The following is a 25,447-nucleotide window of genomic DNA, read 5'->3' on the forward strand; positions in this document are numbered from 1 at the left end:
AGGCCGCAGGCCGGGGGCAACCGACGGCGGGCCGCTGGCCGGTCCGGCCCGCACGACGCGCCGCAAGCCGCGCACCGCGGGTGGCGGGCGGCCGGCCGGGCCGCAGGCCGCAATGCGCCGTGCCGCAGGCCGCAGGCCGGGGGCAACCGACGGCGGGCCGCTGGCCGGTCCGGCCCGCACGACGCGCCGCAAGCCGCGCACCGCGGGTGGCGGGCGGCCGGGCCGCGGGCCGCCGTGCAACGTGCCGCAAGCCGCGGGCGACCGGGCCGCTGGCCGTGCGACGTGCCGCAGGTCGCAGGCCGCCGTGCGACGTGCCGGGGGCCGTGGGCGACGGGCAGCGGGCAGCGGGCCCGCGGGGAAGGTCGCCCCCCGGCCCTACCCCAGCCGCTTCCTCACCGGCTCGCCCTCCAGCGGCGGTGCCGTGACTCCGCCGTGTCGCAGGCACTCCGGTCGCCGGCACCCCGGCGGCGGCCTGCGTACCGCCGCGGCGGCCACCACCGCGCCCGCCACGAGCGCACCCGCGCACCACCCCATCGCCCGCCCGAAGGCCGCGTCGAAGGCCTCCGGCTCCCGGTACGCCTCCTCGCCCATCCCCGTGAGCAGCGGCAGCGCCGCCACCGCGACCAGCCCCGCCGCACGGGCCGCCGCGTTGTTGACGCCGGACGCCAGCCCGGCCCGGGCCACGCTCACCGACCCGAGGACCGCCGCCGTCAGCGGTGCCACCAGCGTCACCATCCCCAGCCCGAGCACCAGCAGCGCGGGCAGCACGTCGCGGACGTACGACGCCCCCGGCCCGGCCCGCAGCATCAGCAGCATCCCGGCCGCGCACAGCAGCGGCCCCACCGTCAGCGGGATCCGCGGCCCGATGCGGTCGGCCAGTTCCCCGGAGCGCGCGGACAGCAGCAGCATCAGCACGGTCGTCGGCAGCAGGGCCGTACCGGCGGCGAGGGCCGAGTAGCCCACGACGACCTGGAGCTGGAGCGCGGCGAGGAAGAAGAAGCCGCCGAGGGCCGCGTACACGCACAGCGTCACCAGGTTGACGGCCGTGAACTGCCGGGACGCGAAGATGTCCGGCGGCAGCATCGGATCCGGCCGGCGCCGCTCGGTCACGACGAACGCGACGGCCGCGCCCACCCCGGCCGCCCCGGAGACCACCACCACCGCGCCGCCCTCCGGGGCCTTGATCAGCGCGTACGTCACCAGCGCGAGCGCCAGCGCCCCGAGCACCGCCCCCGCCACGTCGAACCGCCCGTGTGCCCGCCCTCCCCCGGCGCCCTCCGGGCGGGCGGGGCCGCCGCCCGACTCGGGGACGTGCCGCAGGGCCACCGGCACGCACACCAGCGCCAGCGGCACGTTCAGCAGGAACACCCAGCGCCAGCCCGGCCCGTCCACCAGCCAGCCCCCGACGAACGGCCCGACGGCCGCGCCGACCCCGCCGAACCCGGACCACAGCCCCACGGCCCGCCCCCGGTCGTCGGGGTGGAAGGACGCCTGGATCAGCGCCAGCGACCCGGGCGTCAGGAGCGCGCCGCCCACCCCCTGCAGGGCCCGCGCGGCGATCAGCACACCCGCGTTCGGCGCGATCCCGCACAGCAGCGACGCCGCCGCGAACCACACCACGCCGACGACGAACACCTTCCGCCGCCCGAACCGGTCCCCGAGCGCCCCGCCCAGCAGAATCAGCCCGGCGAGCGTGACCATGTACGCGTTGACCGTCCACTGCAGGACGGCCAGGTCCGCGTCGAGGTCGCGGCCGATGCGCGGCAGCGCGACGTTGACGACGGTCGAGTCCAGCATCGCCATGCCGGAGCCGAGCACGGTGGTGAGCAGGACCCACTTGCCCTGCGGTGAGGCCAGCCGGACATCGGGCATGCAGGGAGCATAGGAGCATACGGAAGAGCCCGGCACCTCAGGAGGTGCCGGGCTCGACGCGAGCGGGACCGGGAACTACTTGATCTTCGTGCCGGTCGAGCGCAGGTGGCCGCAGGCCTCGACCACGCGGGCGGCCATGGAGGCCTCGGCCAGCTTGCCCCAGGTGCGCGGGTCGTAGGTCTTCTTGTTGCCGACCTCGCCGTCGACCTTCAGGACACCGTCGTAGTTGCGGAACATGTGGTCCGCGACCGGGCGCGTGAACGCGTACTGGGTGTCCGTGTCGATGTTCATCTTCACGACGCCGTTCTCCAGCGCGGTGCGGATCTCCTCCTCCGTGGAGCCGGAGCCGCCGTGGAAGACGAAGTCGAACGGGGAGCCCTTGCCGTACTTGGCGGCGACGCCCTCGTTCAGCTCCTTGAGCAGTTCGGGGCGCAGGACGACGTTGCCCGGCTTGTACACGCCGTGCACGTTGCCGAAGGACGCGGCGAGCAGGTAGCGGCCCTTCTCGCCCAGGCCCAGGGCCTCGGCGGTGCGGATCGCGTCGTCGACCGTGGTGTAGAGGGAGTCGTTGATCTCGTGGGTGACGCCGTCCTCCTCGCCACCGGTGGGGGTGATCTCCACCTCGAGGATGATCTTCGCGGCGCGGGCCTGCTCCAGCAGCTCCTGCGCGATGGAGAGGTTGTCGGCGAGGGTCTCGGCGGAGCCGTCCCACATGTGCGACTGGAACAGGGGGGCCAGGCCGGCGTCGACCCGCTTCTTGGACAGCGCCAGCAGCGGGCGTACGTACCCGTCGAGCTTGTCCTTGGGGCAGTGGTCGGTGTGCAGCGCGATGTTCACCGGGTACTTCTCGGCGACGATGTGCGCGAACTCGGCCAGGGCGACGGCGCCGGTGACCATGTCCTTGCTGTACTGGCCGCCAAGGAACTCGGCGCCACCCGTGGAGATCTGGACGATGCCGTCGCTCTCCGCCTCGGCGAACCCGCGCAGGGCCGCGTGGAGGGTCTGGGTGGAGGTCACGTTGATGGCCGGGTAGGCGAACTTTCCTGCCTTCGCCCGGTCCAGCATCTCGTTGTAGACCTCGGGAGTTGCGATGGGCATGCGTCCGCTCCTTGTATCTGCGGGTTGACGTACTGCTGTGTCTAACGGCCCTGACCTAGACCTTGGGGTGCGACGTCATCGTCGGCCCCATCTTTCCAGACTCGGCCGGGAGGTCCAGGTCGCTGTCCACGCCCTGGTCAGTCCAGGCCCAGCTCGTCCTTGGAGAACGCGAAGAGGTACGGCACACCGGCGCCCTCCCGGATCTTCTCCGCGGCACCGGTCGCCCGGTCGACGATGGTCGCGACGGCGACGACCTCGGCCCCGGCCTCGCGCACGGCCTCGACGGCGGTGAGCGGGGAGCCGCCGGTGGTGGAGGTGTCCTCGACGACCAGCACGCGGCGGCCGGCGATGTCCGGGCCCTCGACGCGGCGCTGCAGACCGTGCGCCTTGGCGGCCTTGCGCACGACGAAGGCGTCCAGGCGCTTCCCGCGGGCGGCGGCCGCGTGCAGCATCGCGGCGGCGACCGGGTCCGCGCCCATGGTCAGCCCGCCGACGGCGTCGAAGTCCAGCTCCGCGGTCAGGTCCAGCAGCACCTGCCCGACCAGCGGGGCGGCCTCGCCGTCGAGGGTGACGCGGCGCAGGTCCACGTAGTAGTCGGCCTCGAGACCCGACGACAGGGTCACCTTGCCGTGCACCACGGCCTTGTCCTTGATCTGCTGCAGCAGCGCGCCGCGTGTGTCCGTCATGCCGCCCAGCTTAGAGGCGGCGCCAGCTCCAGGTCGTGGTGGCCTCCAGCGGCTCCAGGGGCGTGACCAGGCGCGGCAGGGTGTTGAGCCCGTTGGGCGGACCGGTCTGCGGCTCGACGCACACCGCCTCGCGCTGCTCGTCGTAGACGACGACCCACTCCGCCCGGCTGGACACGGTCAGCTCCAGCTGCCCCGGCCAGGTCAGGGTGGCCTCGACGCCACCGGGCATGCCGAAGCAGTCGTCCCAGGGCCCGGGCTTCGGGTCGAGGCGGTTGCCGGTGGGCAGGTGGTCGTCGCCGCGCTCCTCCTGCCAGGCGGGGGCGAAGTCGAGGGTCACGTCCTCGCCGCCGAGGTTGCGGTTGAACCAGGGGTGCCAGCCGATCTGCGCCGGGAAGGACGACTCGTACGTCTCCACCGAGATCGTCAGCGTCAGGGAGTCCGCGGTGAGGGCGACGACCTGGGTGACGCGGCCCGGGTGCGGCCAGGGGTCGGTGAGTTCGCAGGTGATGACGGCCTCGGACGCGGTCCGGCGGGCGGTGCGCCAGGCGGTGTCGCGGACGGTGCCGTGGATGGCGTGGGGCGGGGCGTTGAGCGGTAGCTGCCGCACCTCGGCGCCGTCGAGGAAGCGGCCGTCGCGGGTGCGTCCGCACCACGGCACCATCGGGAAGCAGCCGAACCGCTCGCCCTGGCGCAGCAGTTCCGTACCGCCGATGCGCAGCCCACCGATCCGGCCGCCGTTGCCCGGCTGCACCGTCGCCTCCGCGTCACCCGCGGTCAGCGTGATCTCTTCGTCGCTCACGGGACGACCCTACTGGGGTGGATCAAGAGGGCCCGGCCCGTGGACGGGTGTCCGCGGCCCGCCGGGGTTCAGCGGCGGCGGCGCAGGGCCCGGACCGCGACGACGGCCGAGGCCAGGGCGAGGGCCGCCGCCGGGGCCGCCCAGCGCAGCGGGGCCGGGGGCGACACGGTCTGCGGGGCGGGCACGGGGGCGTACCGGCCGCGCGGCGGGGCGTGGTCCACCTCCTCGGCACTGCGACCGATCATGGTCCGGCGGGCGTGGGCCGCCTCGGCCATGCCGTCCTCGTCGTCGTCGTCCTCGTCGTCCTCGTCGTCCTGCACGGGCGGTTCGGCGGCGGAGGGCGGGAGGCCGGCGCCGAAGGCGGGGCGGGGTTCCTCGGTGAGACCGGGCCCGGCGGGCTCGCCGTCGCCGTTTCCGGCCCCGGTGTCCTCCGGGGTCGCGGTGTCCTCCGGGGTCGCGGGGGTTTTCCCGGACGCCGCGGGGGGCGGGGGCGGGTCGTCCGCGTCGGGGGTCGTCTCGTGGTCGGTCGTGGCGCGGGGTTCGAAGTCCTGCGTGGCGGGCGGTGTCGTCGGCCCGGCCTCGGCCGCCGGCTCGGGGGCGGCCCCGGCCAGATGCTCCGCGAAACGGTTCAGCAGCCGGGTGACGGCACTGTCCACCGCGTCCGCCGGGAGGTCCTTGATGCGGCCGTCCGCGGTCGCCGTGCCGTCGAAGACGACCGTGCAGCCGTCCTCCGACTCCCGCAGGGCGATCCGCAGCGCGAGCGTGACGGAACCGCTGCCGCGCGCCTCCTCGGCCTGCCCGTCGGCGGTGTACGAACCGTCCTCGCGCCGGGACAGCCGGACGGCACCGCGGTAGGTGACGGAGTGGCTCCCGACCCGGACCTTCAGCCGGCCGGCGACGGGCTCGGCGCCCGCGTCCTGCTGGAGCCCGGGAACGGCCCGGGCGACCCGCGCGGGGTCGTCCAGCACCCCCCTGAGCCGCTCGGCCGGGACCGGAACGAACACCTCGTGCTCCATGTCGACGGACTCTACCCAGCACGGCCCGGATCGCACCCCCGGCTGAGGGATTCACACCCGATCCACCCCCACCGGGCGTATGCTCGCGCCCCTCCTTCGCGGGCCGCCGCCCGCGTCCCGTCAGTACCGGGGATGCAGCAGGGTGGAGGCCGGCAGGCCGCCGATCCGCGTCGCGCGGACCTGTCGGGTCCCCGTCCGCAGCGCGGCCGGTGTCAGGGCGGCGGGCCGCGGCCCCGCCGGGTCGATCCGCGGCCGTGGCTGTGCCCGGGCGGCCAGGACGAAACCGTGGTCGCCCGGGGGCCGGGAGCGGCCGGGGCGTGCGTCCCGGCCGGGTCGGGGCGCGCTCACGCCGTAGGGGGCGGTGCGCAGGCCGGCGGCGCGGACGGACGCCTCGACGGTCCAGAAGACGCGCGGGCCGGCCGCGACGCCCCCGGCGTGCACGACCAGCCGGCCACCGGGGGCCAGGGCGCGCCGTGCCAGGCCGTAGAACTCCTGCGAGTACAGCTTCGTGCCGGGCGTGAGCTCCGGGTCCGGCAGGTCGCAGACGATCACGTCGTACGCCTCCGGGGGCAGGGCGCGCAGCCGGCCGAAGGCGTCGTCGATCGTCACGTGCACGCGGCGGTCGCCGAAGGCGTGCCGGTTCAGCGCGGACAGGCCCGGGTCGGTGCGGGCGAGCCGGACCACCTCCGCGTCGGCCTCGACGACGTCGATCCGCTCCACCCCCCGGTGGCGCAGCACCTCGCGGACGGCCAGGCCGTCCCCGCCGCCGAGGACGAGCACGCGCGCGTGCGGCCCGGCCATGGCCGGATGGACCAGGGCCTCGTGCCGGCGCCGCCCGTCGGGCCCGCCGGCCCGCAGCCGCCCGTCGAGGAACAGGTGCAGGGGCCGCCCGCCGGTGCCGCCGGCCACGACGATCTCCTGCACGCCGCTGCGCAGGGCTACCCGTACGTCCGCGCCGTACACCGCGTGCCGTGCTGCCCGTTCGAAGTCGTCGGCGAGGAGGGCCGCGGTGGCGAGGAGCGCGAGGACGAGGACGTTGGCGAGCAGCAGCAGCCGGCGGGCGCGCCCGCTCAGGTCCCGCCGGAACAGGCCGCACACCAGGGCGCAGCCGACCACGGCGTTGACGGCACCGGTCAGGAGCGCGCCGGTCAGCTGCCCGAGGCGGGGCAGCAGCAGGAAGGGGAACGCCAGTCCGCCGACGAGGGCGCCGACGTAGTCCGCGGCGAACAGGTCGGCGACCGCGCCGCCCGGGTCCTGGCGGCGGATGCGCTGGATCAGCTCCATCAGCAGCGGGATCTCGGCGCCGATGAGCAGCCCGGTGGCGAGCGAGAAGGCGACCAGGAGCCCGCGCGTCGTCGCGCCTTCGCCCTCCATGCCGCCCCCGTCACCGGTCCAGGCGAACACCGCGTACAGCGCCAGGGCGCTGGAGCCGCCGACCAGGGCCAGGAGGGCCTCGACGGCGCCGAACCCGGCCGCGGCCAGCCCGCGCAGCCGTTTGGCGGCGAGGGAGCCGAGGCCCATGGCGAAGACCATGACGGACAGCACGACGGAGGCCTGCGTGACGGAGTCGCCCATCAAGTACGAGGCCACGGCGACCAGTTCCAGCTCGTACACGAGTCCGCAGGCCGCACAGACGAACACGCCCGCGAGGACCAGGAACCGTCCGGTGCCGGGACGCACGGGCAGCGGCATCGGGTCGGCCGGGCCGCCCGATACGTGCTGAGGGCCGCCCGCCGGGCCGCCCGAGTCGCTCCGGGGCGGCCGGGAAGCGGGCGGGGCGGGCGCGGGCGGCTCGATCACCCTGCGACGTTACGTCACGCACCGACAGGGGATCGTCACCCACAGGAGTGGTGCTGGTTTACGGCGGCCGCCCGACGGTACGAGATCCGTTTCGGCGCGACCGGTGACTCCTCGCCCCTCCCGCCGGCGGGCGTCACAGGACGGGGACGGCCGCCCGGTTGCGCACCCCCACCCGGGTCCGGGTCGCCACCAGTTGCCCCTCCTGCGGATAGGCGTGCCAGGTCCGCCAGTGCACCTGCCCCTCGTGGTGCTGAGCGAGCAGTGCGGTGAAGGCGTGGGGGCTGCCCGGGAAGACACCGGCGAGACCGTGCGGGTGGTCGGAGACCAGGTCGAGCAGTTCCTGGGCCCGGCCCGCGAAGGAGCCGGGCGAGAGGACCTCCACCCGGGCCGCGAACTCGTACTCCCAGTCGCCCACCCGCTTGGCGACGCCGAGCGGGAGCGGGGCGCTGCTGCCCGGGATGCAGGCCACCGTCTCCGAGCGGATGCCGCCCTGCTCCTCCAGTACGACCTGGTGCGACGCGCCGAGCAGCCTCAACTGCAGTTTTATGCCCGTCAGTTCGAGGTCGAGCGTGGCCAGCGCCGGGAGCGGCTCGCGCCCCAGGGCCCAGGCGAGATCGTCCGCGCGCGTGTCGGTGTAGGAGGTGTTCAGGGTCGTGAGCATCGATCGGCTCCGCAAGCACACAAGGAGAGCGAGGAGGGGAGTTGGGTCCGTGGCGCCCCGGACGCACCGGAGGATGTCGGCCCGGCCGGCGCGGTCGGCCGGTTACTGGGAGGTGTCCGCAGAACGTCCGAGAGGTGCGTCGGTTGATTCAGAGGGAATCACGAACCGTGCCCCCGTCACAGCGTTTTTACCCAAGTTCGGAGGGTTTCCATCCCTCAGAGGGCTCCTCTGGTCACCTGTTCAACCACGGCGTGCGCCCGGGCCGGGGAGGCGTGCGCCGGTGCGTGACGCCTCCGGGCACACAGCGGGTGGGGACGGGCGCCCGTGCGTCCCGGCGACCGGCCGAAGTCACCGGCCGGGAGCCGTAGTTGCCGAGGCGGTGGCGAAGAGCCCGTGCCCGCGTGCCCGGTCGGTCCCGGGGACGGACGGGGCAGCGCGCTCGCATGTGACGCACGAGGTCAGAGGTTCGAGGCATCCGTCGTACGGGGAGCGGCCGGGCGGGAGGCGTGCGCCGCCTGTGCGCGCCGCGGCGACGGCCGGACGCGACGACGCGGGGCCCGCCCCAGGTGCGGGCCCCGCGTGCGGTGGCCGTGGCCGGATACTCCCTCCCGGAGGGTGCCGCCGGCCTCGGTCAGCTGCCTCCGCCGCCGCCGCAGCCACCGCCTCCGCCGCAGGACGACCCGCCTCCGCAGGACGAGCCTCCGCCGCAGGAGCTTCCCCCGTGGTGGCTGTCGCCACCGCCGGACGAGCCGGAGTCTCCCCCGCCCGCCCACCAGCTCGTGCTGCCGCTGTCGCGGGACGATCTGCCGCCCGTCCGCGCCGCCGCCGGGCGGCGGGAGCCGCCCCGGCGGGCGAGCGACACCAGCGCCCCCACGAACAGGATCGCGATCACCGCCAGGATGATGCCGACGAACATGGCGTCACCCCTCCTTCCGTTTCCCCCGAAGCGGCCCCCCGTGGGCGCCTCGCTCTTGCGTGACCGGGAGATGCCCGTCCCCCGCGCGCGCCAAAGCAGAGTTGAGGAACTCCAGAGCTTCGGCGCAGGATGGCCGGCATGACCTCCAGCGCGCGCCCCCTCCTCAACCGCCGGCTCGCCGAGTTCGGGACGACGATCTTCGCCGAGATGTCGGCCCTGGCCCTGAGCACCGGGGCCATCAACCTCGGTCAGGGCTTCCCGGACACCGACGGCCCCGAGGAGATCAGGGAGGCGGCCGTGCGGGCCCTGCGCGACGGCCGCGGCAACCAGTACCCGCCCGGTCCCGGCGTTCCCGAGCTGCGCACCGCGATCACCGCCCACCAGCAGCGCCGCTACGGCCTGTCCCTCGACCCGGACACCGAGGTCCTGGTCACCGCGGGCGCCACCGAGGCCATCGCGGCCGCCCTGCTGGCCCTGGTGGAACCGGGCGACGAGGTGGTCGCCCTGGAGCCGTACTACGACTCCTACGCGGCGTGCATCGCGATGGCGGGCGGGCGCCGGGTGCCGGTCACCCTGCGCGCCGACCTCGAGGAGGGCCGTTTCCGCCTGGACCTGGACGAGCTGCGCGACGCCGTCACCGACCGCACCCGGCTGCTGCTGGTCAACACGCCGCACAACCCGACCGGCACGGTCCTCACCCGCGCGGAGCTGGCCGCGATCGCCGAGCTGGCGGTCGAGCGGGATCTGCTGGTGGTGACCGACGAGGTGTACGAGCACCTGGTCTTCGACGACGCCGAGCACGTGCCGCTGGCGACGTTCCCGGGGATGCGCGAGCGCACGGTGACCATCTCCAGCAGCGGCAAGACCTACTCGTTCACCGGCTGGAAGGTCGGCTGGGTGACGGCGGCCCCGGACCTGGTCACGGCGGTGCGCTCGGCCAAGCAGTACCTGACCTACGTCTCGGCGGGGCCGCTGCAGTACGCGATCGCCGAGGCGCTGTCGCTGCCCGAGTCGTACTTCACGGACTTCCGCGCCGACATGCTGGCCAAGCGGAACCTGCTGGCGGCAGGACTGGAGGAGGCCGGCTTCCGGGTCTTCCGCCCCTCGGGCACCTACTTCGTCACCACCGACGTCCGCCCCCTCGGCGAGAGCGACGGCTTCGCCTTCTGCCGCGCCCTGCCGGAACGCGCGGGCGTCGTCGCCATCCCGAACGCGGTCTTCTACGACCACCGCGAGGAGGGCGCCCCGTTCGTCCGCTTCGCCTTCTGCAAACGCCCCGAGGTGTTGACGGAAGCGGCGCAACGGCTCCGCAAGGCGTTCGCCCACTGACCGCCGCTCTGCGGGACGGGGTGCGGAAAGGCGGACGGCGCGTGCGGCGCGCACGGTTCGTGCGTGCCGACGCGCCGTGAGAGGCCACCTGCGGGACTACTGCTCGTCGTCCCCGGGCTTGTCCGCCTCGTCGATCTCCTGCTCCAGGCCGAGCTGCTCGACGAGCCACTTGTCGAACTCGATCGCGGCGCGGACCCAGCTGACCGTCGAGGAGACGAAGTGCTCCAGGCTGACGCCCATGCCGATCAGCATCTGGGCCTCGCCGATCAGGCGGACCGTGCCGTCGTCGTGCGTGTGGCTGTAGACCTTGGGCCACAGGGTGCGGCGGTTCCAGTCGTCGATGGACTCCAGGATCTGCGGCTTGGCCTCGATCTCGTGGGGCCGGTCGTAGAAGGTCCGCACGGAGAAGACCTGCTGGTCTCCCTCTCCACGGAACATGAAGTAGGTGCGGAACTGCTCCCACGGCGCCGCGAGGTCTCCCTCGTCGTCGACGACGTACTTGAGCTCCATCTGGTCGAGGAGCTGCTTCACGAGGTCCTGATCCGGGACGACGGGGCCCGCCGGTCCTTGCGGCTGCGGCTCGGGCTGGCCCCCGAAGTTCGGAATCGAGGACGGGTCGATGGTCACCGTGATTTTCCCTTCGTACGGATCCCGCCATCCTCCCCCATGCGGGGAGGGGGGTGGCAAGCCCCGACAGGCCCTGTCAGCCCTCGGCTGACACGATCCGGTCACCCGCCGGGGCACCGGACAACCATCGCCCCCGCGGCACCGTCCTCCCGGGTGGCGGAGGAAGGGGGCGGTGGCCGTGGCGGCACCGGAGCGAGGCCGTACCAGGTGGGAGCTGCTCCTGCCGATCCTTGCGGTGCCGGTGATCGTCCTCGGGGCGCTCGTCGCGGGTGCCGTCCTGTGGGCCTCCTCCGGCGACGAGGGCGGTGGGCGTACGGGCGCCGCGGCCGGGGTCCCCTGCGCCGAGGCCCTGGCCTTCGGGGCCGCCGAACGCCCGCGGGGCGCGACCGTACGCGACTGCACGGTGCAGCGCGGCATCGACACCTCCTACAGCGCGGTGCTGCGCATGCCCCGCGCGGACGTGCGCGGCTGGCTGCGCGCGACGTACCCGGACGCGCCGCAGCCCCGCGCGGGCGGGGGCGTGTGCGGCGCCCTCTGTCTGGACGTGACCCGGGAGAACGGGCTGCCCGGCACGGCCGGGGCGCACGTCGTGCAGGTGCGCGTGGAGAACGAGAACGCCGAGACGGCGCTGGTGCGCTTCTCGGCGTTCACGATGTGAGGCCCGGCATCGGGCCCGTTCCTACAGCGTCTTGCCGGTGGTGGCCGGTCCCACGAGGAGGCCGTCCTCGAAGCGGTCCACCCGGACGGTGTCGCCGTCCTTGATCTCCCCGGACAGGATCTCCTTGGCGAGCCGGTCGCCGATGGCGGACTGCACGAGCCGCCGCAGCGGCCGGGCCCCGTACGCCGGGTCCAGGCCCTCCTCGGCGAGCCACGCCAGGGCCTCGGGCGTGATGTCGAGGTTCAGGCGCCGCTCGGCCAGGCGCCTGGCCAGGCGGTCGATCTGGAGCTTGGCGATGCGCTCCAGCTCGGGCTTGGTCAGCGCCGAGAACACGACCAGGTCGTCCAGCCGGTTGAGGAACTCCGGCTTGAAGGAGGCCCGGACCACCTCCAGCACCTGCTCCTTCTTCTCCGTCTCGCTGGTCAGCGGGTCGACCAGGAACTGGCTGCCGAGGTTGGAGGTCAGCACCAGGATGGTGTTGCGGAAGTCGACCGTGCGGCCCTGCCCGTCGGTGAGGCGCCCGTCGTCGAGCACCTGGAGCAGGATGTCGAAGACCTCGGGGTGGGCCTTCTCCACCTCGTCCAGCAGGACCACCGAGTACGGCCGCCTGCGCACGGCCTCGGTCAGCTGGCCGCCCTCCTCGTAGCCGACGTACCCGGGCGGGGCGCCGACCAGCCGGGAGACGCTGTGCTTCTCGCTGTACTCCGACATGTCGATGCGGACCATCGCGCGCTCGTCGTCGAAGAGGAAGTCGGCGAGGGCCTTGGCCAGTTCGGTCTTGCCGACGCCCGTCGGGCCGAGGAAGAGGAAGGAACCGGTGGGGCGGTCGGGGTCGGCGATCCCGGCGCGGGAGCGGCGTACGGCGTCGGACACCGCGCGCACGGCCTCGGCCTGGCCGATGAGCCGCTTGCCCAGCTCGTCCTCCATGCGCAGCAGCTTCTGCGTCTCGCCCTCCAGCAGCCGCCCGGCGGGGATGCCGGTCCAGGAGGCGACGACGTCGGCAATGTCGTCGGCGCCGACCTCCTCCTTGACCATGGTGTCCCGGGCCACCTCCTCCTCGGCCTCGGAGGCGGCCTCCAGGTCCCGCTCCAGGGTGGGGATCTCGCCGTACAGCAGCTTGCTGGCGGTGTCGAAGTCGCCGTCGCGCTGGGCGCGCTCGGCCTGGCCGCGCAGTTCGTCGAGCTTCTCCTTCAGCTCGCCGACGCGGTTGAGGGACTGCTTCTCCTTCTCCCACCGGGCGGTCAGGCCGCGCAGCTCCTCCTCCTTGTCGGCGAGGTCGCGGCGCAGCTTCTCCAGCCGTTCGCGGGAGGCGGCGTCGGTCTCCTTGCCGATCGCCAGCTCCTCCATCTTCAGCCGGTCGACGGCGCGCTGGAGCTCGTCGATCTCGACGGGCGAGGAGTCGATCTCCATGCGCAGGCGCGAGGCCGCCTCGTCGACGAGGTCGATGGCCTTGTCGGGCAGGAAGCGGGAGGTGATGTACCGGTCGGAGAGGGTGGCGGCGGCCACCAGCGCGCTGTCGGCGATCTGCACCTTGTGGTGGGCCTCGTAGCGGCCCTTCAGTCCGCGCAGGATCGCGATGGAGTCCTCGACGGTCGGCTCGGCGACCAGCACCTGCTGGAACCGGCGCTCCAGGGCGGGGTCCTTCTCGATCCGCTCGCGGTACTCGTCGAGGGTCGTCGCGCCGACCATGCGCAGCTCACCGCGGGCGAGCATCGGCTTCAGCATGTTCCCGGCGTCCATGGCGGAGTCGCCGCCGGCGCCGGCGCCCACGACGGTGTGCAGCTCGTCGATGAAGGTGATGATCTGCCCGTCGGAGTCCTTGATCTCCGCGAGCACGGTCTTCAGCCGCTCCTCGAACTCGCCCCGGTACTTGGCGCCCGCGACCATCGCGCCGAGGTCGAGCGCGACGAGCCGCTTGTCCTTCAGCGACTCGGGGACGTCGCCCTTGACGATCCGCTGGGCGAGCCCCTCCACGACGGCGGTCTTGCCGACGCCGGGCTCACCGATCAGCACCGGGTTGTTCTTGGTGCGCCGCGACAGCACCTGCACCACGCGGCGGATCTCCTGGTCGCGGCCGATGACCGGGTCGAGCTTCCCCTCGCGTGCGGCGGCGGTGAAGTCGGTCCCGAACTTCTCCAGGGCCTTGTACTGGCCCTCGGGGTCGGCGGTGGTCACGCGGCGTTGTCCTCGTGTCTTCTGGAAGGCGGCCTGCAGCTTCCTGGCGTCGGCGCCCTGGCGGGTGAGCACCTCGCCGGCCGCGCCGCCCTTGGCGGCGATGCCGATCAGCAGGTGCTCGGTGGACAGGTACTCGTCGCCCAGTTCCTTGGCGCGGGACTGCGCGTCGGCGACGACGGCGAGCATCTCGCGGTTGGGCTGGGGCGGCGCCACGGTCGACCCGGTGACGCTGGGCAGTCCGGCGAGCACGCGTTCGGCCCCGGCGCGCACGGCCGCCTGGTCGGCGTCGACCGCGGAGAGCAGGTCGGTGATGTTCTCGTTGTCCTGCCCCTGGAGCAGCGCGAGGAGCAGGTGGGCGGGGGTGAAGTCGGGGTGTCCCTCGGTCACGGCCCGGTTGCTGGCAGCGTTGATCGCGTCCCGGCTCCGGTTGGTCAGCTCGGCGTCCACGTTCGCGTTCTCCTCCTTGCGTGCAGCGGTGTGCGACGTCTCCACGGGCAGTCCGTACTGACTGAGCCAACGTCCACAAAGTTGAGTCTATTCCACTCAAGGCCGATCCCGGGAGTGTCGGAGCGCTAAGTTCCGTGCATGGCGACCAAGTACTCCGTCGATCCGGGCGCTCCCGACCCGTCGTACCTCGGCTTCTGGCGGGAACGGCACGTGTGCACCCTGACGACTCCCCGCCCGGACGGCACACCGCACGTAGTACCCGTCGGGGTCACATACGATCCCGAGGCCCGTCTGGCTCGGGTGATCGCCAACGGGGCGAGCACGAAGGTGCGCAACGTGCTGGCCGCGGGCGAGGAGGGCGCCGCCGTCGCGGTCTGCCAGCTGGAGGGCCGCCGCTGGGCGACGCTGGAGGGCCGGGCCGTCGTGCGCCGGGAACCGGAGCGGGTCGCGGAGGCGGAGCGGCGTTACGCGGAGCGCTACGGCAGGACGCCGTCGCCCAACCCGGCCCGGGTGGTCATCGAGATCCGGCTGACGCGGGCGATGGGGCGGGGTTGAGACACGGGGACGTCCCGCAGCGGACACCGGCCGGATCCGGCCACCGCGCGAGGCGTCACGGCGGCGGCGATACCCGGACATGTCCCGGAAAACTGCAGCGGCGTCACCGTGTTCAGGTCACGGTGACGCCGCTGCGGGGGGAAGCACCTGAGCGATCTGTTACGACGGGGGAATCGCGTCAGGCACTGCGGGGGGTGGCAGAGATGGTCCGCGGGACAGGGGAGTCGGCCTCCACCTGCTGGTGGTCCCGCTGGTCCAGGTTCACAAAGATCATTCCGTACCGTACGGCGCACCGGACGGGCTGCGGCGCCCCCCGGGGCCGCCGCAGGCACCGGTAGGCCCGCACGTCTCCGTCCTCGTCCCGCGTGACGACGACCGGCTCTCCGAACACGGTCACCATCAGGGAGTCACCGCTGTGGGGGATGGCGGTGACCAGGTCGATGAAGTGCCAGCCGGAGCGGTAGGCGGTGGCCATCTCACGACGGAAGGAGCGGTCGTCGGGTGGAGTGGTCACGATCAGCCCCCGGCCCCGTCGGACCCGGGACTCGGCCAGCTGCTGTTCTCCGCTCCGTGAGCACTGTTCACGGCGACGGACGGCCAGCTGCTGTTGGCCCGGGCATCGTCCTTCACATCGGAGAAGCCACTCAGCGCGCCGAGGGCTGCAACGGCGGAGAAGGCAACGACAAGCACCGAGCGAAGCATTCTGTTACGCATAGTCGGCTTCGTCCTCACTTGAAGGTCCCCTTTTCCCCCGTCGAGTACGACGATGGCTCATTCGGGCACGTCATGGCCACACAATCGATGCATCATGTTCCTGCATGTTCAGGACCCTGGGGGGTGGAGATTTGACATCAAATCGGACTAAGGAGACACATCCCCATGCGATGACCCACTGGTGCGATGAGGGCGGCCGTCTGTATGCCACCGCACTGCGCGCCGGACGCATCGCACGCGAGGACGTGGCACCGGCTCCGTGCCTGATCGAGTTCGCCCTGCTCCACCCCGACCCGGACGACCCGGGCTGGCTGCGGCCGGTCCCACCCGCGGTCGCCCTGTCACGGCAGCTCAACCCGCTGGAGCAGGAGATAGCCGACCGCCGGCGGCTGGCGACCGGCCTGACCGAGACCTTCGAGCCGTTCATGGCCCTGGGTACCCAGCTGACCGCCACCAGTGACTCCATCACTGTCCTGGAAGGCGGCGAGCGAATCAACGCAGCGCTCAACATGGCCACTTTGCAGTGCCAGACGGAGATGCTGACCGTCCAGCCCACCGACCGGATGTCGGAGCGCAGCCTCCTGCTCGGACTGGAGCGCGACCGGCCGCTGATCGAACGTGGTGTGCGCATCCGCACCCTGTACCAGCACACCGCCCGCTACAACCCCGAGCAACTGGCCTACGCCGCACAGCTCTCCAACGGCAAGGCGGAGTACCGGACCATCGACGAACTCGTCGAGCGGCTGATCATCTGTGACGAGTCCGTCGCCTTCATCCCCGCCCGCGACGACCAGCAGGTCGCCCTGGAACTGCGCCACCCCGGTCTGGTCCGCTACCTCATCAAGCTCTTCGAGTACTTGTGGGACCGATCGGTACCGCTCAGCACCGGCACACCGTACGGGACCTCCCGCGACGGCATCACGGAGATCCAGTACTCCATCGCCAAGCTCCTCGTCGAAGGACACGTCGACGAGGCCATCGCACGACGGCTCGGCATGAACGTGCGCACCTGCCGGGCCCACATCGCCAAGCTGGCGTCCGCCCTCGGCAGCGGCAGCCGAGCCCAACTCGGCTACCTGATCGCCCAGTCGGGCATCCTGAACCAGGACGAGGAAGGCCTCGGCGGTTGAGCTCCTCGGTGCACCGGGCGCATGACGACGACGAGTTGTGCCCGGCGGGAACGGAGTTGTACGCACGCGCTCTGCGGGAGGGGTGCGTTCCCGCCGGAGAAGCCCTCACGGCTCCGTGTCTGATCGACTTCGGTCTGCTGCACCCGGCGGCCGACGATCCGGGCCGGCTGGATCCCGCTGCGCCGGCTGTCGCGCTGCACCGCCTGCTGCGGGTCTCCGAGCACCGGATCGCCCGGGAGCGCCTGCGCGAGGAGAGGCTCGCCGAGCTGTTCCAGCCGCTGATGCGGATCGGCACCGCCTCCGCCGGTACGGGGGAGACTCCTTCGCTGACCCTCCTCAGCGGCTCGGAGCGCATCAACCGGGCCATCACCGAGGCCATGGCCGACGCGACGAGGGAACTGCTCTGCATCCAGCCCAACACGCACTACAGCGACCAGCGCGGACAGGCGACCCACCCCGTCGCTCTCGCCCGCGACCAGGCCCTGCTGGACCGAGGCGGCCGCATCCGCACGCTCTACCCGCACACGATCCGTCATGTGCCCATCGCTCTGGCCCGCTACGAGCGACTGCACGGGGACGTCGAGGCCCGCACGCTGGACGAGGTCACCGACCGCCTCATCGTCGTCGACGGCTCGGTCGCCTTCATCCCCGCCGACAAGGACGCGGGCCTCGCCCTGGAAGTCCGCCACCCCGCCCTCATCAGCCACTTCACGACCACGTTCGACCGCTTCTGGCGACTCGCGACACCCATGCACCCGCAAGCCGCCCCCGAACCCTCCCCCGGCGATGTCACCCCCCGGCAGCACGCCATCGCCGCGCTGCTCGTGGAGGGGCACACCGACACCGTGATCGCCGAGCGGCTCGGGATGAACGTCCGTACCGCCCGGGTCCACATCGCCAAGCTCGCCGCGGCCCTGGGGAGCCGGAGCAGGGCCCAGCTCGGCTACCTCATCGGGCGGTCCGGGATCCTCGACCGGGAGCACTGAGCGTCGGCGAGGCGCCCGCCCGCGGCCCGTCCAGGCCCGCCTGGGCGATGCGCACGCCCAGCTGCGTCCGGCTGGCCGCCCCCAGCGTCTCCGACAGACGCGCGATGTGCGCCCGGCACGTGCGCACGCTGATGCCCAGCCGCTCCGCGATGACCGCGTCCTGGTGCCCCTCCGCCAGCAGCGCCGCGATGGACTGCTCGCGGTGGGAGATGCCCTCGATGCCCGTGTCGGGCAGCGGCGCGGTCAGCGGGATCGCCAGGCGCCAGAGCCGTTCGAAGACCGTCACGAGGTAGGCGACGAGCGCGGGGTGCCGCAGCTCCAGGGCCATCGTGCGGTCGCTGTTGGCGGGCACGAACGCCACCGTCCGGTCGAACAGGATCAGCCGGTCGATGACCTCGTCCAGCGTGCGCGCCTCCACGGCGTCGCCCATGATCTCCAGATACGTCAGCAGGCCCTGCCCGTGCCGGGCGACGTGCGTGTACAGGTCCCGCATCCGCACGCCCCTGCCGCGCAGCGCCAGCGCCCGGTGCAGGCCCTCGGAGAGCTCCGCCTCGCGCCGGATGCCGCCGGGCTGGACGGTGAGCACCTCGGTCGTGCAGGCCTCGGTCGCCTCGTCCATCGCCGCCTGGATGCGGGCGAGTCCGTCGAGGACCCGGATCGCCGAGCCCTCACCGGCCGACGGGGCGGGCCGGACCTGACGGCCGAGTCCGGCGTACCACTCGACGGCGGCCACGGCCGAGCCCACCCGGCGCTGGTTCGCGCTGACCTCGTCGTACATCCCGCGCAGCAGCCGGGTCATGACCTCCTGCGGGGAGGTCGGCACCAGCCAGTCCATGTCGTCCGGGTCGGGATGCAGCAGGGCGAGTTCCAGCAGACAGGGAACCGGTTCCGCGTCCCGGCGCGGCACCCGGCCCCGCCGTACGGCCCGGGAATACACGCGATCCCCGGCCTCGCACAGTCGGTCGGCACCATGTGGATGCTGCTCCGCCCCGTGCCCGGCCATCGCCCATCCCACCCCCGGTTTCGCGTCTCGCCGCAGCGGCAACTATGCGCGGCCGGACGGTGCTCCGCAACACGGCTCCGTCCCGGCGGCGATTCGTTTCCACCCGTTTGAATCCGGTATCCGCATGCCCGTTGACGGCCCGCTTCAACGCCGGGGACGGCCGTCGGCGACGGGCCTGCGGGGCACCGGTTCGTGCCGAGCGGAGCCGCCGCCGACCGTGCGGGGGAGGTGGTGTTCTGCCACGGGGTCCGGGCGCCGCCGAGGACGGCGGCCGGGGCGGGCCGCCTACTTCAGGCCCGCCGCCGCGCAGTCCGCCTTGTACTTCGCCGTGCAGATGTCGGACAGCTTGTAGATGTCATCGGCGACGACCGTGTCCTGGATGTTCTCCTTGGTGAGCGCGACCACCGGCACGAGCTGGGCCGGAATGCCCTTGTCCGTGGGGCTGTCGACCCGGTCCCGGGTGAGGGCGGCGAACTGGATGTCCCGGCCCTGGACCTTCGCGACCGCCATCTCCGCGGCGTTCTCGGCCTCCTGCGGGTACGACTTGTACACGCTCATGTACTGCTCGCCGGAGACGATCCGCTGCACCGCGGCCAGTTCCGCGTCCTGCCCGGTGATGGGCGGCAGCTTGGTCACGCCGGCGGCCTCCAGGGCGTTGACGATGCCGCCGGCCATGCCGTCGTTGGCCGAGTAGACGGCGGCGATGTTGCCCTTGCCGATGGCGGCGATGGCCTTGGCCATGTTCGCCTGGGCGTTCTCCGGCTTCCAGTCCGTGGTGTCGTAGGACTTCGCGATCGTGACCTTGCCGTTCAGCTCGGACAGGGCGCCGGCCTTGAACTGCTTGGCGTTCGGGTCCGTCGGCGAGCCGTTCATCATCACGATCTTGTCGGACAGGCTCACGTCCTCGCCGATGGCCTCCAGCAGGGTGCGCCCCTGCACCTCGCCCACGAGTTCGTTGTCGAAGGAGATGTACGCGTCGATCGGGCCCTCGGCCAGCCGGTCGTACGCGATGACCGGAATGCCGGCCTCCTTGGCCTTCTTCACGCCACTGGCGATGGCGTGCGAGTCCACCGCGTCCAGCAGGATCACGTCGACCCGGTCGTCGATCATCTGCTGCAGCTGGCCGGCCTGCTTGTCCGCGCTGGCCTCGGCGTTCGCGTACTCGACGCGGCCCTTGTCGTTGGTGAGGGACTCGACCTTCCGCTTGATGATGGGGTAGTCGAAGTTCTCGTACCGGGTGTTCGCCTTCTCCGGCAGCAGCAGGCCCACGGTGATGTCGTCGCCCTTGGCCGGGCTCGCGTCGTCACTGCTCCCGCTCGCGTTGAGCACGCCGCAACCGGCCAGCGTGACGGACATCGTGGCGGCTGCCACGGATATGGCGATACGACGCATCGGGAAGCTCACTTCGCGTGTGATTCGGACGTGGGCACAGCTTTGTGGCCCATGTGACTGAAAAGCCAACGCCGACGCGCCCCCAGCGTCAAGCGGAACCACTTAACGAGATGGCAACACCACGCTCCGCAGCAGTTGTGAAGACTCTGCGGAATCATCTCCAAGTGCCCTGCACCACACGGTCATCGACGGGAGACCGGGCGAAAACCCCCCAAGGCGCGCGAAAGGGGCCGGGAGTCAACTCCCGGCCCCATCGCCGTGCTTCCGCGGGCGCGGCCGCCTCAGTCGGTCTGCTGCTGCCGCTTCGGCCGCCACACCACCAGGGCGCTGGTCTGCTGCACCTCCTGGTAGGGCACCAGGTCACGGCGGTAGGAGGCGTGCACCGCCGCCTCGCGCTGGCGCATGGCCGCCGCCGCGCCGTCGAGCGCGTCCTGCATCTCGGCGACCCGGGCCTGGAGCGCGGCGACCTGGTTCTCCAGTTCGATGATGCGCTTGATTCCGGCCAGGTTGATGCCCTCGTCCTGCGACAACTGCTGGACGGTGCGCAGCAGTTCGATGTCGCGGGCCGAGTAGCGCCGGCCCCGGCCCGCGGTGCGGTCCGGGGAGACCAGACCCAGCCGGTCGTACTGGCGCAGGGTCTGCGGGTGCAGGCCGGACAGCTGGGCCGCCACCGAGATGACGTAGACCGGGGTCTCCTCGGTCAGTTCATACGGGTTGCGCCGACGACCGTCCATCTGCTCATGCTCCCTTCGCGGCCTGGAACAGCTCCGCCCGCGGATCCTCCTCCGCGGTCGCCTCGCGATACGCCTCGAGCGCGTCACGAGCCTTCCCCGTCAGGTCCTTCGGGACACTCACCTCGACGGTGACCAGGAGGTCGCCGCGGGTGCCGTCCTTGCGGACCGCCCCCTTGCCCCGGGCGCGCATCGTACGACCGTTCGGCGTGCCGGGGGGCAGCTTCAGCGTGACCGGCGGGCCGCCCAGCGTCGGCACCCGGACCTCGCCGCCGAGGGCCGCCTCGGTGAAGGTGACCGGGACGGTGACGGTGAGGTTGTCGTCCTTGCGGCCGAACACCGGGTGGGAGTCGACGTGCACGACCACGTAGAGGTCGCCCGCCGGCCCGCCGCGCTCGCCCGGCGCGCCCTTGCCGCGCAGCCGGATCCGCTGGCCGTCGCTGACGCCCGCGGGGATGCGCACCTGCATCGTCCGCGAGGACTTGGCCCGGCCGCTGCCCTTGCAGACGTCGCAGGGTGTCTCGGCGATCAGGCCGCGGCCCTTGCAGTCGGGGCAGGGGTCGGTGAGGGAGAACCCGCCGCCGCTGCCCCGGGCGACCTGCCCGGTGCCGACGCAGGTCGGGCACACGCGCGGTGTGCCGTTCTTGTCGCCGGTGCCCGAACAGGCCTTGCAGGGCGACTGCGAGGACATCCGCAGCGGGACGGTCGCGCCCTCGATCGCCTCGGTGAAGGTGAGGGTCACCTCGGACTCGATGTCCTGGCCGCGCCGGGGCTGGGTGCGCGTCCCCGTGCCCGCGCCGCCGCGGTTGAACAGGCCCCCGAAGACGTCACCGAGTCCGCCGCCGAACCCGCCGGCGCCCTGCCCGCCCTGGGCGCCCCCGAAGAGGTCGCCCAGGTCGAAGTTGAAGGAGCCGCCCGCGCCGCCCGGCCCCGGGCGGAACCCGCCGTTGCCGAAGAGGGCGCGTGCCTCGTCGTACTCCTTGCGCTTCTTGGGGTCGCCGAGGACGTCGTTGGCTTCGGAGATCTCCTTGAAGCGCTCCTCCGCCTTGACGTTGCCCTTGTTGGCGTCCGGGTGGAACTCGCGGGCGAGCTTCCGGTACGCCTTCTTGATCTCGGCCTCGGTGGCGTCCTTGGGGACGCCGAGGACCTTGTAGTAGTCCTTCTCGATGAAGTCCTTGGTGCTCATCCTCGACGCCCCTCCTTCCCTTCGTACGTGACGTCAGCCCTCGTCCGGGCCACCGCTCTCCTTGTCGTCGGCGTCGGCGGACTCCTCCGCCTTGACCGTCTGCGCCCCCGGCTGGGGTTCGGCCACCGCCACCCGCGCGGGGCGGATGGTGCGCTCGCCGATCCGGTACCCGGGCTGCAGGATCGCCACGCAGGTCGTCTCGGTGACGTCCGGGGCGTAGCTGTGCATCAGCGCTTCGTGGATCGTCGGGTCGAAGGGCTCGCCCTCCTTGCCGAACTGCTGCAGGCCCATCTTCGCCGCGGTGCTCTCCAGCGACTCGGCGACGGACTTGAAGCCGCCCACCAGCTCGCCGTGTTCGCGCGCGCGGCCGATGTCGTCGAGCACGGGCAGGAGCTCGGTCAGGAGGTTCGCGATGGCGATCTCCTTGACCGCGATCCGGTCGCGCTCGACCCGGCGGCGGTAGTTCTGGAACTCGGCCTGGAGGCGCTGGAGGTCCGCGGTGCGCTCGGTGAGCGCGGAGCGGGCCTGGTCCAGCTGGGCCACCAGGGCCACGTCCTGGCCCGTGTCCCCGGCCGGGGCCGCCCCCTCCTCCGCGGAGGAGGAGGCGGCCTTCGGCTCGGCGTCGTCGGAGGTCGCGCCGGAAGGGACGTCGGGCTGCTGCTCGTCGAAGCCCGGGGTCTCCTCCGTCACGCGGCACCGTCCTTGCGGTCCTCGTCGACGATCTCGGCGTCGACGACGTCGTCGTCGGCCTTGGCGCCACCGGCCGCGCCCGCGTCACCGGCGGGACCGCCGGCGGCCTGGGCGGCGCCCGCGTCCGCGTACATGGCCTGGCCGAGCTTCTGCGAGACGGCCGCGACCTTCTCGGTGGCGGTGCGGATCTCGGCGGAGTCCTCGCCCTTGAGCTTCTCCTTCAGCTCGGCGACGGCCTCCTCGACCTCGGTCTTGATCTCGCCCGGGACCTTGTCCTCGTTGTCCTTGAGGAACTTCTCGGTCTGGTAGACGAGCTGCTCGCCCTGGTTGCGGGTCTCGGCGGCCTCGCGGCGCTTGTGGTCCTCCTCCGCGTACTGCTCGGCCTCCTGGCGCATGCGGTCGACCTCGTCCTTCGGCAGCGAGGAGCCGCCGGTGACGGTCATCTTCTGCTCCTTGCCCGTGCCCAGGTCCTTCGCGGTCACGTGCATGATGCCGTTGGCGTCGATGTCGAAGGACACCTCGATCTGCGGGACGCCGCGGGGCGCCGGCGGCAGACCGGTCAGCTCGAACATCCCGAGCTTCTTGTTGTACGCCGCGATCTCGCGCTCGCCCTGGTAGACCTGGATCTGCACGGACGGCTGGTTGTCCTCGGCGGTGGTGAAGATCTCGGACCGCTTGGTCGGGATCGTCGTGTTCCGCTCGATGAGCTTGGTCATGATGCCGCCCTTGGTCTCGATGCCGAGGGACAGCGGGGTGACGTCGAGGAGCAGGACGTCCTTGACCTCGCCCTTGAGGACACCGGCCTGCAGGGCGGCGCCGATGGCGACGACCTCGTCCGGGTTCACGCCCTTGTTGGCGTCCTTGCCGCCGGTCAGCTCCTTGACGAGCTCGGCGACGGCGGGCATGCGGGTCGAGCCGCCGACCAGGACGACGTGGTCGATCTCGCTGATGGAGATGCCGGCGTCCTTGATGACGTTGTGGAACGGCGTCTTGCAGCGCTCCAGGAGGTCCGCGGTCAGCTGCTGGAACTGGGCGCGGGTCAGCTTCTCGTCGAGGTGCAGGGGGCCCTCGGCCGAGGCGGTGATGTAGGGGAGGTTGATCGAGGTCTCGGTGGACGAGGACAGCTCGATCTTCGCCTTCTCGGCGGCCTCGCGCAGACGCTGCAGGGCCATCTTGTCCTTGCCCAGGTCCACGCCGTGGCCGGACTGGAACTGCTGGACGAGGTAGTCGACGACGCGCTGGTCCCAGTCGTCACCACCGAGGTGGTTGTCACCGTTGGTGGCCTTCACCTCGACGACGCCGTCGCCGATCTCCAGCAGCGAGACGTCGAACGTACCGCCACCGAGGTCGAAGACCAGGATGGTCTGGTCGTCCTTGTCGAGGCCGTACGCCAGGGCGGCCGCGGTGGGCTCGTTGACGATGCGCAGGACGTTCAGACCGGCGATCTCGCCGGCCTCCTTGGTGGCCTGGCGCTCGGAGTCGTTGAAGTACGCCGGGACGGTGATGACCGCGTCGGTCACCTTCTCGCCCAGGTACGCCTCGGCGTCCCGCTTCAGCTTCTGCAGCACGAAGGCGCTGATCTGCTGCGGGTTGAAGGGCTTGCCGTCGAGCTCGATCTTCCAGTCGGTGCCCATGTGGCGCTTGACGGACCGGATGGTCCGGTCCACGTTCGTGACCGCCTGGCGCTTGGCGACCTCGCCGACGAGCACCTCACCGTTCTTGGCGAAGGCGACGACGGACGGCGTGGTCCTGGCGCCCTCGGCGTTGGTGATGACGGTGGGCTCGCCGCCCTCCAGAACGCTGACGACGGAGTTAGTCGTGCCCAGGTCGATGCCGACCGCACGTGCCATGGTTGGTTCCTCCAGCTGACTTGAGTGCAACGGACTCAAGTGTGCACGACGGCCCGCGACCGGTCAACAGAGCTGAGTCGAGCTGGCTCAACTCTTATCCGTTCCTTACGCGCAACGGCGCTCCGACCTGCGGCGATACGCTGCGTCGAGGGGCGTACACAGGGACACGCGAAAGAGCGAACGCGACCAGGAGAGCCGCTCCCGCCACCCACCACAGGGCATCCGCCCCGACCCACCCGGCATGGACGAGTACCCCCGCGAGCACCCCGCAGAACGCGAGGGCGCCGAGCAGCAGGGTGACTCCCGGCACGGTCAGCCCGAGCCGTCGCAGCCGGTGGGCGAGGTGGTCCGGCCCGCTCCGCCCCGGGGCCCGCCCGGCCAGCCGCCGCGACAGCAGCACCAGGACGACGTCGGCGCCCGCCAGGGCACTCAGCGCGAACACCACCCCGGCGCTCTCCGGCAGGCCGAATCCGGCCCGGACCTGCACGGCGCCGGCGGCGATCACGAACCCGGCCGCCATGGACCCGCAACTGCCGAGCCCCGCACGGGCCGGGTGCCAGTTGTGCAGCAGGAACCCGGTCAGCGCGGCGGCCAGCACGCTCAGCAGCCCGGCGATTCCGTCCATGACGTCGACGGCGGCGCAGGCGGCCGCCCCGAAGGCGGCGACCACCCCGACCACCCCGGCCAGCCCGTCGGCGTGGTCGAGCCCCCGGAAGCCCAGCGTCACCCCGACGACGCACAGGGCGCCGAGCAGTCCCGTCGCCACGCCCGCCTCCGCGTACGGCGCGACACACAGGGCCGCGACCGCGGTACCGCCGGCCAGCACCCGGCGCCGCAGCCGCCAGACGTCGTCGGCGAGCCCGAGGAGCGCCACCGCGCCACCGGCGGCGAGCAGACCGCCGGCCCCGGTCCCGGCCGACGACCAGTCCTTCACCGCCACCACCGTCCCGGTGACCGCGACGACGGCCACTCCGCCGGACAGCGGCACCTCGCGCCGGGACCGCCGCTCGATCAGGCGCAGCCGCCGGGCGGGCACCCGCAGGGCGGCCGCGAGCAGCGCGGTGAGCAGCAGGGCGGTGGCGGCGGCGACGATCCCGTAGAGCACGGATATAAGTTAGGCGTCACT

Annotated in this window: 23 protein-coding genes; 5 read left to right on the forward strand and 18 right to left on the reverse strand. The window is 72.4% G+C overall.

The window, feature by feature from the left end; genetic code table 11:
• Positions 1 to 375: 375 nt before the first annotated feature.
• The 8 genes from ACZ4M5_RS21690 to ACZ4M5_RS21725 form a co-directional block, all read right to left on the reverse strand.
• Entirely contained in the window at positions 376 to 1,872 is a 1,497-nt protein-coding gene (locus ACZ4M5_RS21690) for an MFS transporter (protein ID WP_467739147.1), read from the reverse strand.
• Positions 1,873 to 1,947: 75 nt separating this feature from the next.
• Positions 1,948 to 2,970: a class II fructose-bisphosphate aldolase gene (gene fbaA / locus ACZ4M5_RS21695; RefSeq protein ID WP_467739149.1), complete on the reverse strand. Its 1,023-nt coding sequence runs from the start codon at positions 2,968 to 2,970 to the stop codon at positions 1,948 to 1,950.
• 137 nt (positions 2,971 to 3,107) lie between these two features.
• A complete protein-coding gene (gene pyrE, locus ACZ4M5_RS21700) occupies positions 3,108 to 3,656 on the reverse strand; it encodes an orotate phosphoribosyltransferase (RefSeq protein WP_467739151.1) in 549 nt (182 codons plus the stop codon).
• Positions 3,657 to 3,666: 10 nt separating this feature from the next.
• Entirely contained in the window at positions 3,667 to 4,455 is a 789-nt protein-coding gene (locus tag ACZ4M5_RS21705; protein ID WP_467739153.1) for an aldose epimerase family protein, read from the reverse strand.
• 68 nt (positions 4,456 to 4,523) lie between these two features.
• A complete protein-coding gene (locus ACZ4M5_RS21710; protein ID WP_467739155.1) occupies positions 4,524 to 5,471 on the reverse strand; it encodes an SRPBCC domain-containing protein in 948 nt (315 codons plus the stop codon).
• 120 nt (positions 5,472 to 5,591) lie between these two features.
• Complete coding sequence (locus ACZ4M5_RS21715; protein WP_467739157.1) at positions 5,592 to 7,271, reverse strand: polyamine aminopropyltransferase; 1,680 nt, start codon at positions 7,269 to 7,271, stop codon at positions 5,592 to 5,594.
• Positions 7,272 to 7,404: 133 nt separating this feature from the next.
• On the reverse strand, positions 7,405 to 7,932 hold the full coding sequence (locus ACZ4M5_RS21720; RefSeq protein ID WP_467739159.1) for a DUF2617 family protein: 528 nt from the start codon (positions 7,930 to 7,932) through the stop codon (positions 7,405 to 7,407).
• A gap of 631 nt (positions 7,933 to 8,563) precedes the next feature.
• Positions 8,564 to 8,848: a hypothetical protein gene (locus tag ACZ4M5_RS21725; protein WP_467739161.1), complete on the reverse strand. Its 285-nt coding sequence runs from the start codon at positions 8,846 to 8,848 to the stop codon at positions 8,564 to 8,566.
• Between the two features lie 129 nt (positions 8,849 to 8,977).
• Between ACZ4M5_RS21725 and ACZ4M5_RS21730 the strand changes: the two genes are divergently transcribed.
• Positions 8,978 to 10,177, forward strand: a complete 1,200-nt coding sequence (locus ACZ4M5_RS21730; protein WP_467739163.1) for a pyridoxal phosphate-dependent aminotransferase — start codon at positions 8,978 to 8,980, stop codon at positions 10,175 to 10,177.
• 96 nt (positions 10,178 to 10,273) lie between these two features.
• Here ACZ4M5_RS21730 and ACZ4M5_RS21735 read toward each other — a convergent pair whose 3' ends face one another.
• On the reverse strand, positions 10,274 to 10,804 hold the full coding sequence (locus ACZ4M5_RS21735; protein WP_398109009.1) for a YbjN domain-containing protein: 531 nt from the start codon (positions 10,802 to 10,804) through the stop codon (positions 10,274 to 10,276).
• A 172-nt stretch (positions 10,805 to 10,976) separates the two neighbouring features.
• On the opposite strand from ACZ4M5_RS21735, the gene ACZ4M5_RS21740 reads away from it, so the two are divergent.
• Positions 10,977 to 11,462 carry a hypothetical protein gene (locus ACZ4M5_RS21740; RefSeq protein WP_467739166.1) on the forward strand — a complete coding sequence of 162 codons (486 nt, stop codon included), beginning with the start codon at positions 10,977 to 10,979 and terminating at the stop codon, positions 11,460 to 11,462.
• Positions 11,463 to 11,483: 21 nt separating this feature from the next.
• Here the strand turns inward: ACZ4M5_RS21740 and clpB are convergent, their stop codons facing one another.
• On the reverse strand, positions 11,484 to 14,084 hold the full coding sequence (gene clpB / locus ACZ4M5_RS21745) for an ATP-dependent chaperone ClpB (RefSeq protein WP_467739466.1): 2,601 nt from the start codon (positions 14,082 to 14,084) through the stop codon (positions 11,484 to 11,486).
• Between the two features lie 138 nt (positions 14,085 to 14,222).
• Between clpB and ACZ4M5_RS21750 the strand changes: the two genes are divergently transcribed.
• Positions 14,223 to 14,639 (forward strand): pyridoxamine 5'-phosphate oxidase family protein, encoded by a 417-nt coding sequence (locus tag ACZ4M5_RS21750; RefSeq protein ID WP_467739168.1) that lies wholly within the window; start codon positions 14,223 to 14,225, stop codon positions 14,637 to 14,639.
• 178 nt (positions 14,640 to 14,817) lie between these two features.
• Here ACZ4M5_RS21750 and ACZ4M5_RS21755 read toward each other — a convergent pair whose 3' ends face one another.
• On the reverse strand, positions 14,818 to 15,153 hold the full coding sequence (locus ACZ4M5_RS21755; protein WP_094054633.1) for a Rieske (2Fe-2S) protein: 336 nt from the start codon (positions 15,151 to 15,153) through the stop codon (positions 14,818 to 14,820).
• A gap of 370 nt (positions 15,154 to 15,523) precedes the next feature.
• Here ACZ4M5_RS21755 and ACZ4M5_RS21760 point away from each other — a divergent pair, with 370 nt between their 5' ends.
• A complete protein-coding gene (locus ACZ4M5_RS21760) occupies positions 15,524 to 16,483 on the forward strand; it encodes a helix-turn-helix transcriptional regulator (RefSeq protein WP_398109013.1) in 960 nt (319 codons plus the stop codon).
• Positions 16,480 to 17,469, forward strand: coding sequence for a helix-turn-helix transcriptional regulator (locus ACZ4M5_RS21765; protein WP_467739171.1), 990 nt, complete (start codon positions 16,480 to 16,482; stop codon positions 17,467 to 17,469). The genes ACZ4M5_RS21760 and ACZ4M5_RS21765 overlap by 4 nt, the downstream gene beginning before the upstream one ends.
• Here the strand turns inward: ACZ4M5_RS21765 and ACZ4M5_RS21770 are convergent.
• The 7 genes from ACZ4M5_RS21770 to ACZ4M5_RS21800 form a co-directional block, all read right to left on the reverse strand.
• Positions 17,432 to 18,472: a helix-turn-helix transcriptional regulator gene (locus ACZ4M5_RS21770; protein WP_398109015.1), complete on the reverse strand. Its 1,041-nt coding sequence runs from the start codon at positions 18,470 to 18,472 to the stop codon at positions 17,432 to 17,434. The genes ACZ4M5_RS21765 and ACZ4M5_RS21770 overlap by 38 nt on opposite strands.
• A 285-nt stretch (positions 18,473 to 18,757) precedes the next feature.
• Positions 18,758 to 19,864, reverse strand: coding sequence for a sugar ABC transporter substrate-binding protein (locus ACZ4M5_RS21775; protein WP_467739173.1), 1,107 nt, complete (start codon positions 19,862 to 19,864; stop codon positions 18,758 to 18,760).
• A gap of 281 nt (positions 19,865 to 20,145) precedes the next feature.
• Positions 20,146 to 20,598, reverse strand: a complete 453-nt coding sequence (locus ACZ4M5_RS21780) for a heat shock protein transcriptional repressor HspR (RefSeq protein ID WP_467739175.1) — start codon at positions 20,596 to 20,598, stop codon at positions 20,146 to 20,148.
• 4 nt (positions 20,599 to 20,602) lie between these two features.
• Entirely contained in the window at positions 20,603 to 21,781 is a 1,179-nt protein-coding gene (dnaJ, locus tag ACZ4M5_RS21785; RefSeq protein WP_467739177.1) for a molecular chaperone DnaJ, read from the reverse strand.
• 33 nt (positions 21,782 to 21,814) lie between these two features.
• Positions 21,815 to 22,471, reverse strand: coding sequence for a nucleotide exchange factor GrpE (gene grpE, locus ACZ4M5_RS21790; RefSeq protein WP_467739179.1), 657 nt, complete (start codon positions 22,469 to 22,471; stop codon positions 21,815 to 21,817).
• Complete coding sequence (gene dnaK, locus ACZ4M5_RS21795) at positions 22,468 to 24,321, reverse strand: molecular chaperone DnaK (RefSeq protein ID WP_467739181.1); 1,854 nt, start codon at positions 24,319 to 24,321, stop codon at positions 22,468 to 22,470. Before dnaK ends, grpE begins: the two co-directional genes overlap by 4 nt.
• A gap of 94 nt (positions 24,322 to 24,415) precedes the next feature.
• Complete coding sequence (locus tag ACZ4M5_RS21800; protein ID WP_467739183.1) at positions 24,416 to 25,426, reverse strand: MraY family glycosyltransferase; 1,011 nt, start codon at positions 25,424 to 25,426, stop codon at positions 24,416 to 24,418.
• Between the last annotated feature and the right edge of the window lie 21 nt (positions 25,427 to 25,447).

This window comes from Streptomyces sp. NPDC026246 (assembly GCF_055567995.1).

Excerpts from the sequence above, each read along its gene's own strand:
- ACZ4M5_RS21690 (WP_467739147.1), bottom strand. The coding sequence starts at position 1,872 with ATGCCCGATGTCCGGCTGGCCTCACCGCAGGGCAAGTGGGTCCTGCTC.
- fbaA (WP_467739149.1), bottom strand. The coding sequence starts at position 2,970 with ATGCCCATCGCAACTCCCGAGGTCTACAACGAGATGCTGGACCGGGCG.
- pyrE (WP_467739151.1), bottom strand. The coding sequence starts at position 3,656 with ATGACGGACACACGCGGCGCGCTGCTGCAGCAGATCAAGGACAAGGCC.
- ACZ4M5_RS21710 (WP_467739155.1), bottom strand. The coding sequence starts at position 5,471 with ATGGAGCACGAGGTGTTCGTTCCGGTCCCGGCCGAGCGGCTCAGGGGG.
- ACZ4M5_RS21720 (WP_467739159.1), bottom strand. The coding sequence starts at position 7,932 with ATGCTCACGACCCTGAACACCTCCTACACCGACACGCGCGCGGACGAT.
- ACZ4M5_RS21725 (WP_467739161.1), bottom strand. The coding sequence starts at position 8,848 with ATGTTCGTCGGCATCATCCTGGCGGTGATCGCGATCCTGTTCGTGGGG.
- ACZ4M5_RS21730 (WP_467739163.1), top strand. The coding sequence starts at position 8,978 with ATGGCCGGCATGACCTCCAGCGCGCGCCCCCTCCTCAACCGCCGGCTC.
- ACZ4M5_RS21750 (WP_467739168.1), top strand. The coding sequence starts at position 14,223 with ATGGCGACCAAGTACTCCGTCGATCCGGGCGCTCCCGACCCGTCGTAC.
- ACZ4M5_RS21760 (WP_398109013.1), top strand. The coding sequence starts at position 15,524 with ATGACCCACTGGTGCGATGAGGGCGGCCGTCTGTATGCCACCGCACTG.
- ACZ4M5_RS21770 (WP_398109015.1), bottom strand. The coding sequence starts at position 18,472 with ATGGCCGGGCACGGGGCGGAGCAGCATCCACATGGTGCCGACCGACTG.
- ACZ4M5_RS21775 (WP_467739173.1), bottom strand. The coding sequence starts at position 19,864 with ATGCGTCGTATCGCCATATCCGTGGCAGCCGCCACGATGTCCGTCACG.
- ACZ4M5_RS21780 (WP_467739175.1), bottom strand. The coding sequence starts at position 20,598 with ATGGACGGTCGTCGGCGCAACCCGTATGAACTGACCGAGGAGACCCCG.
- dnaJ (WP_467739177.1), bottom strand. The coding sequence starts at position 21,781 with ATGAGCACCAAGGACTTCATCGAGAAGGACTACTACAAGGTCCTCGGC.
- dnaK (WP_467739181.1), bottom strand. The coding sequence starts at position 24,321 with ATGGCACGTGCGGTCGGCATCGACCTGGGCACGACTAACTCCGTCGTC.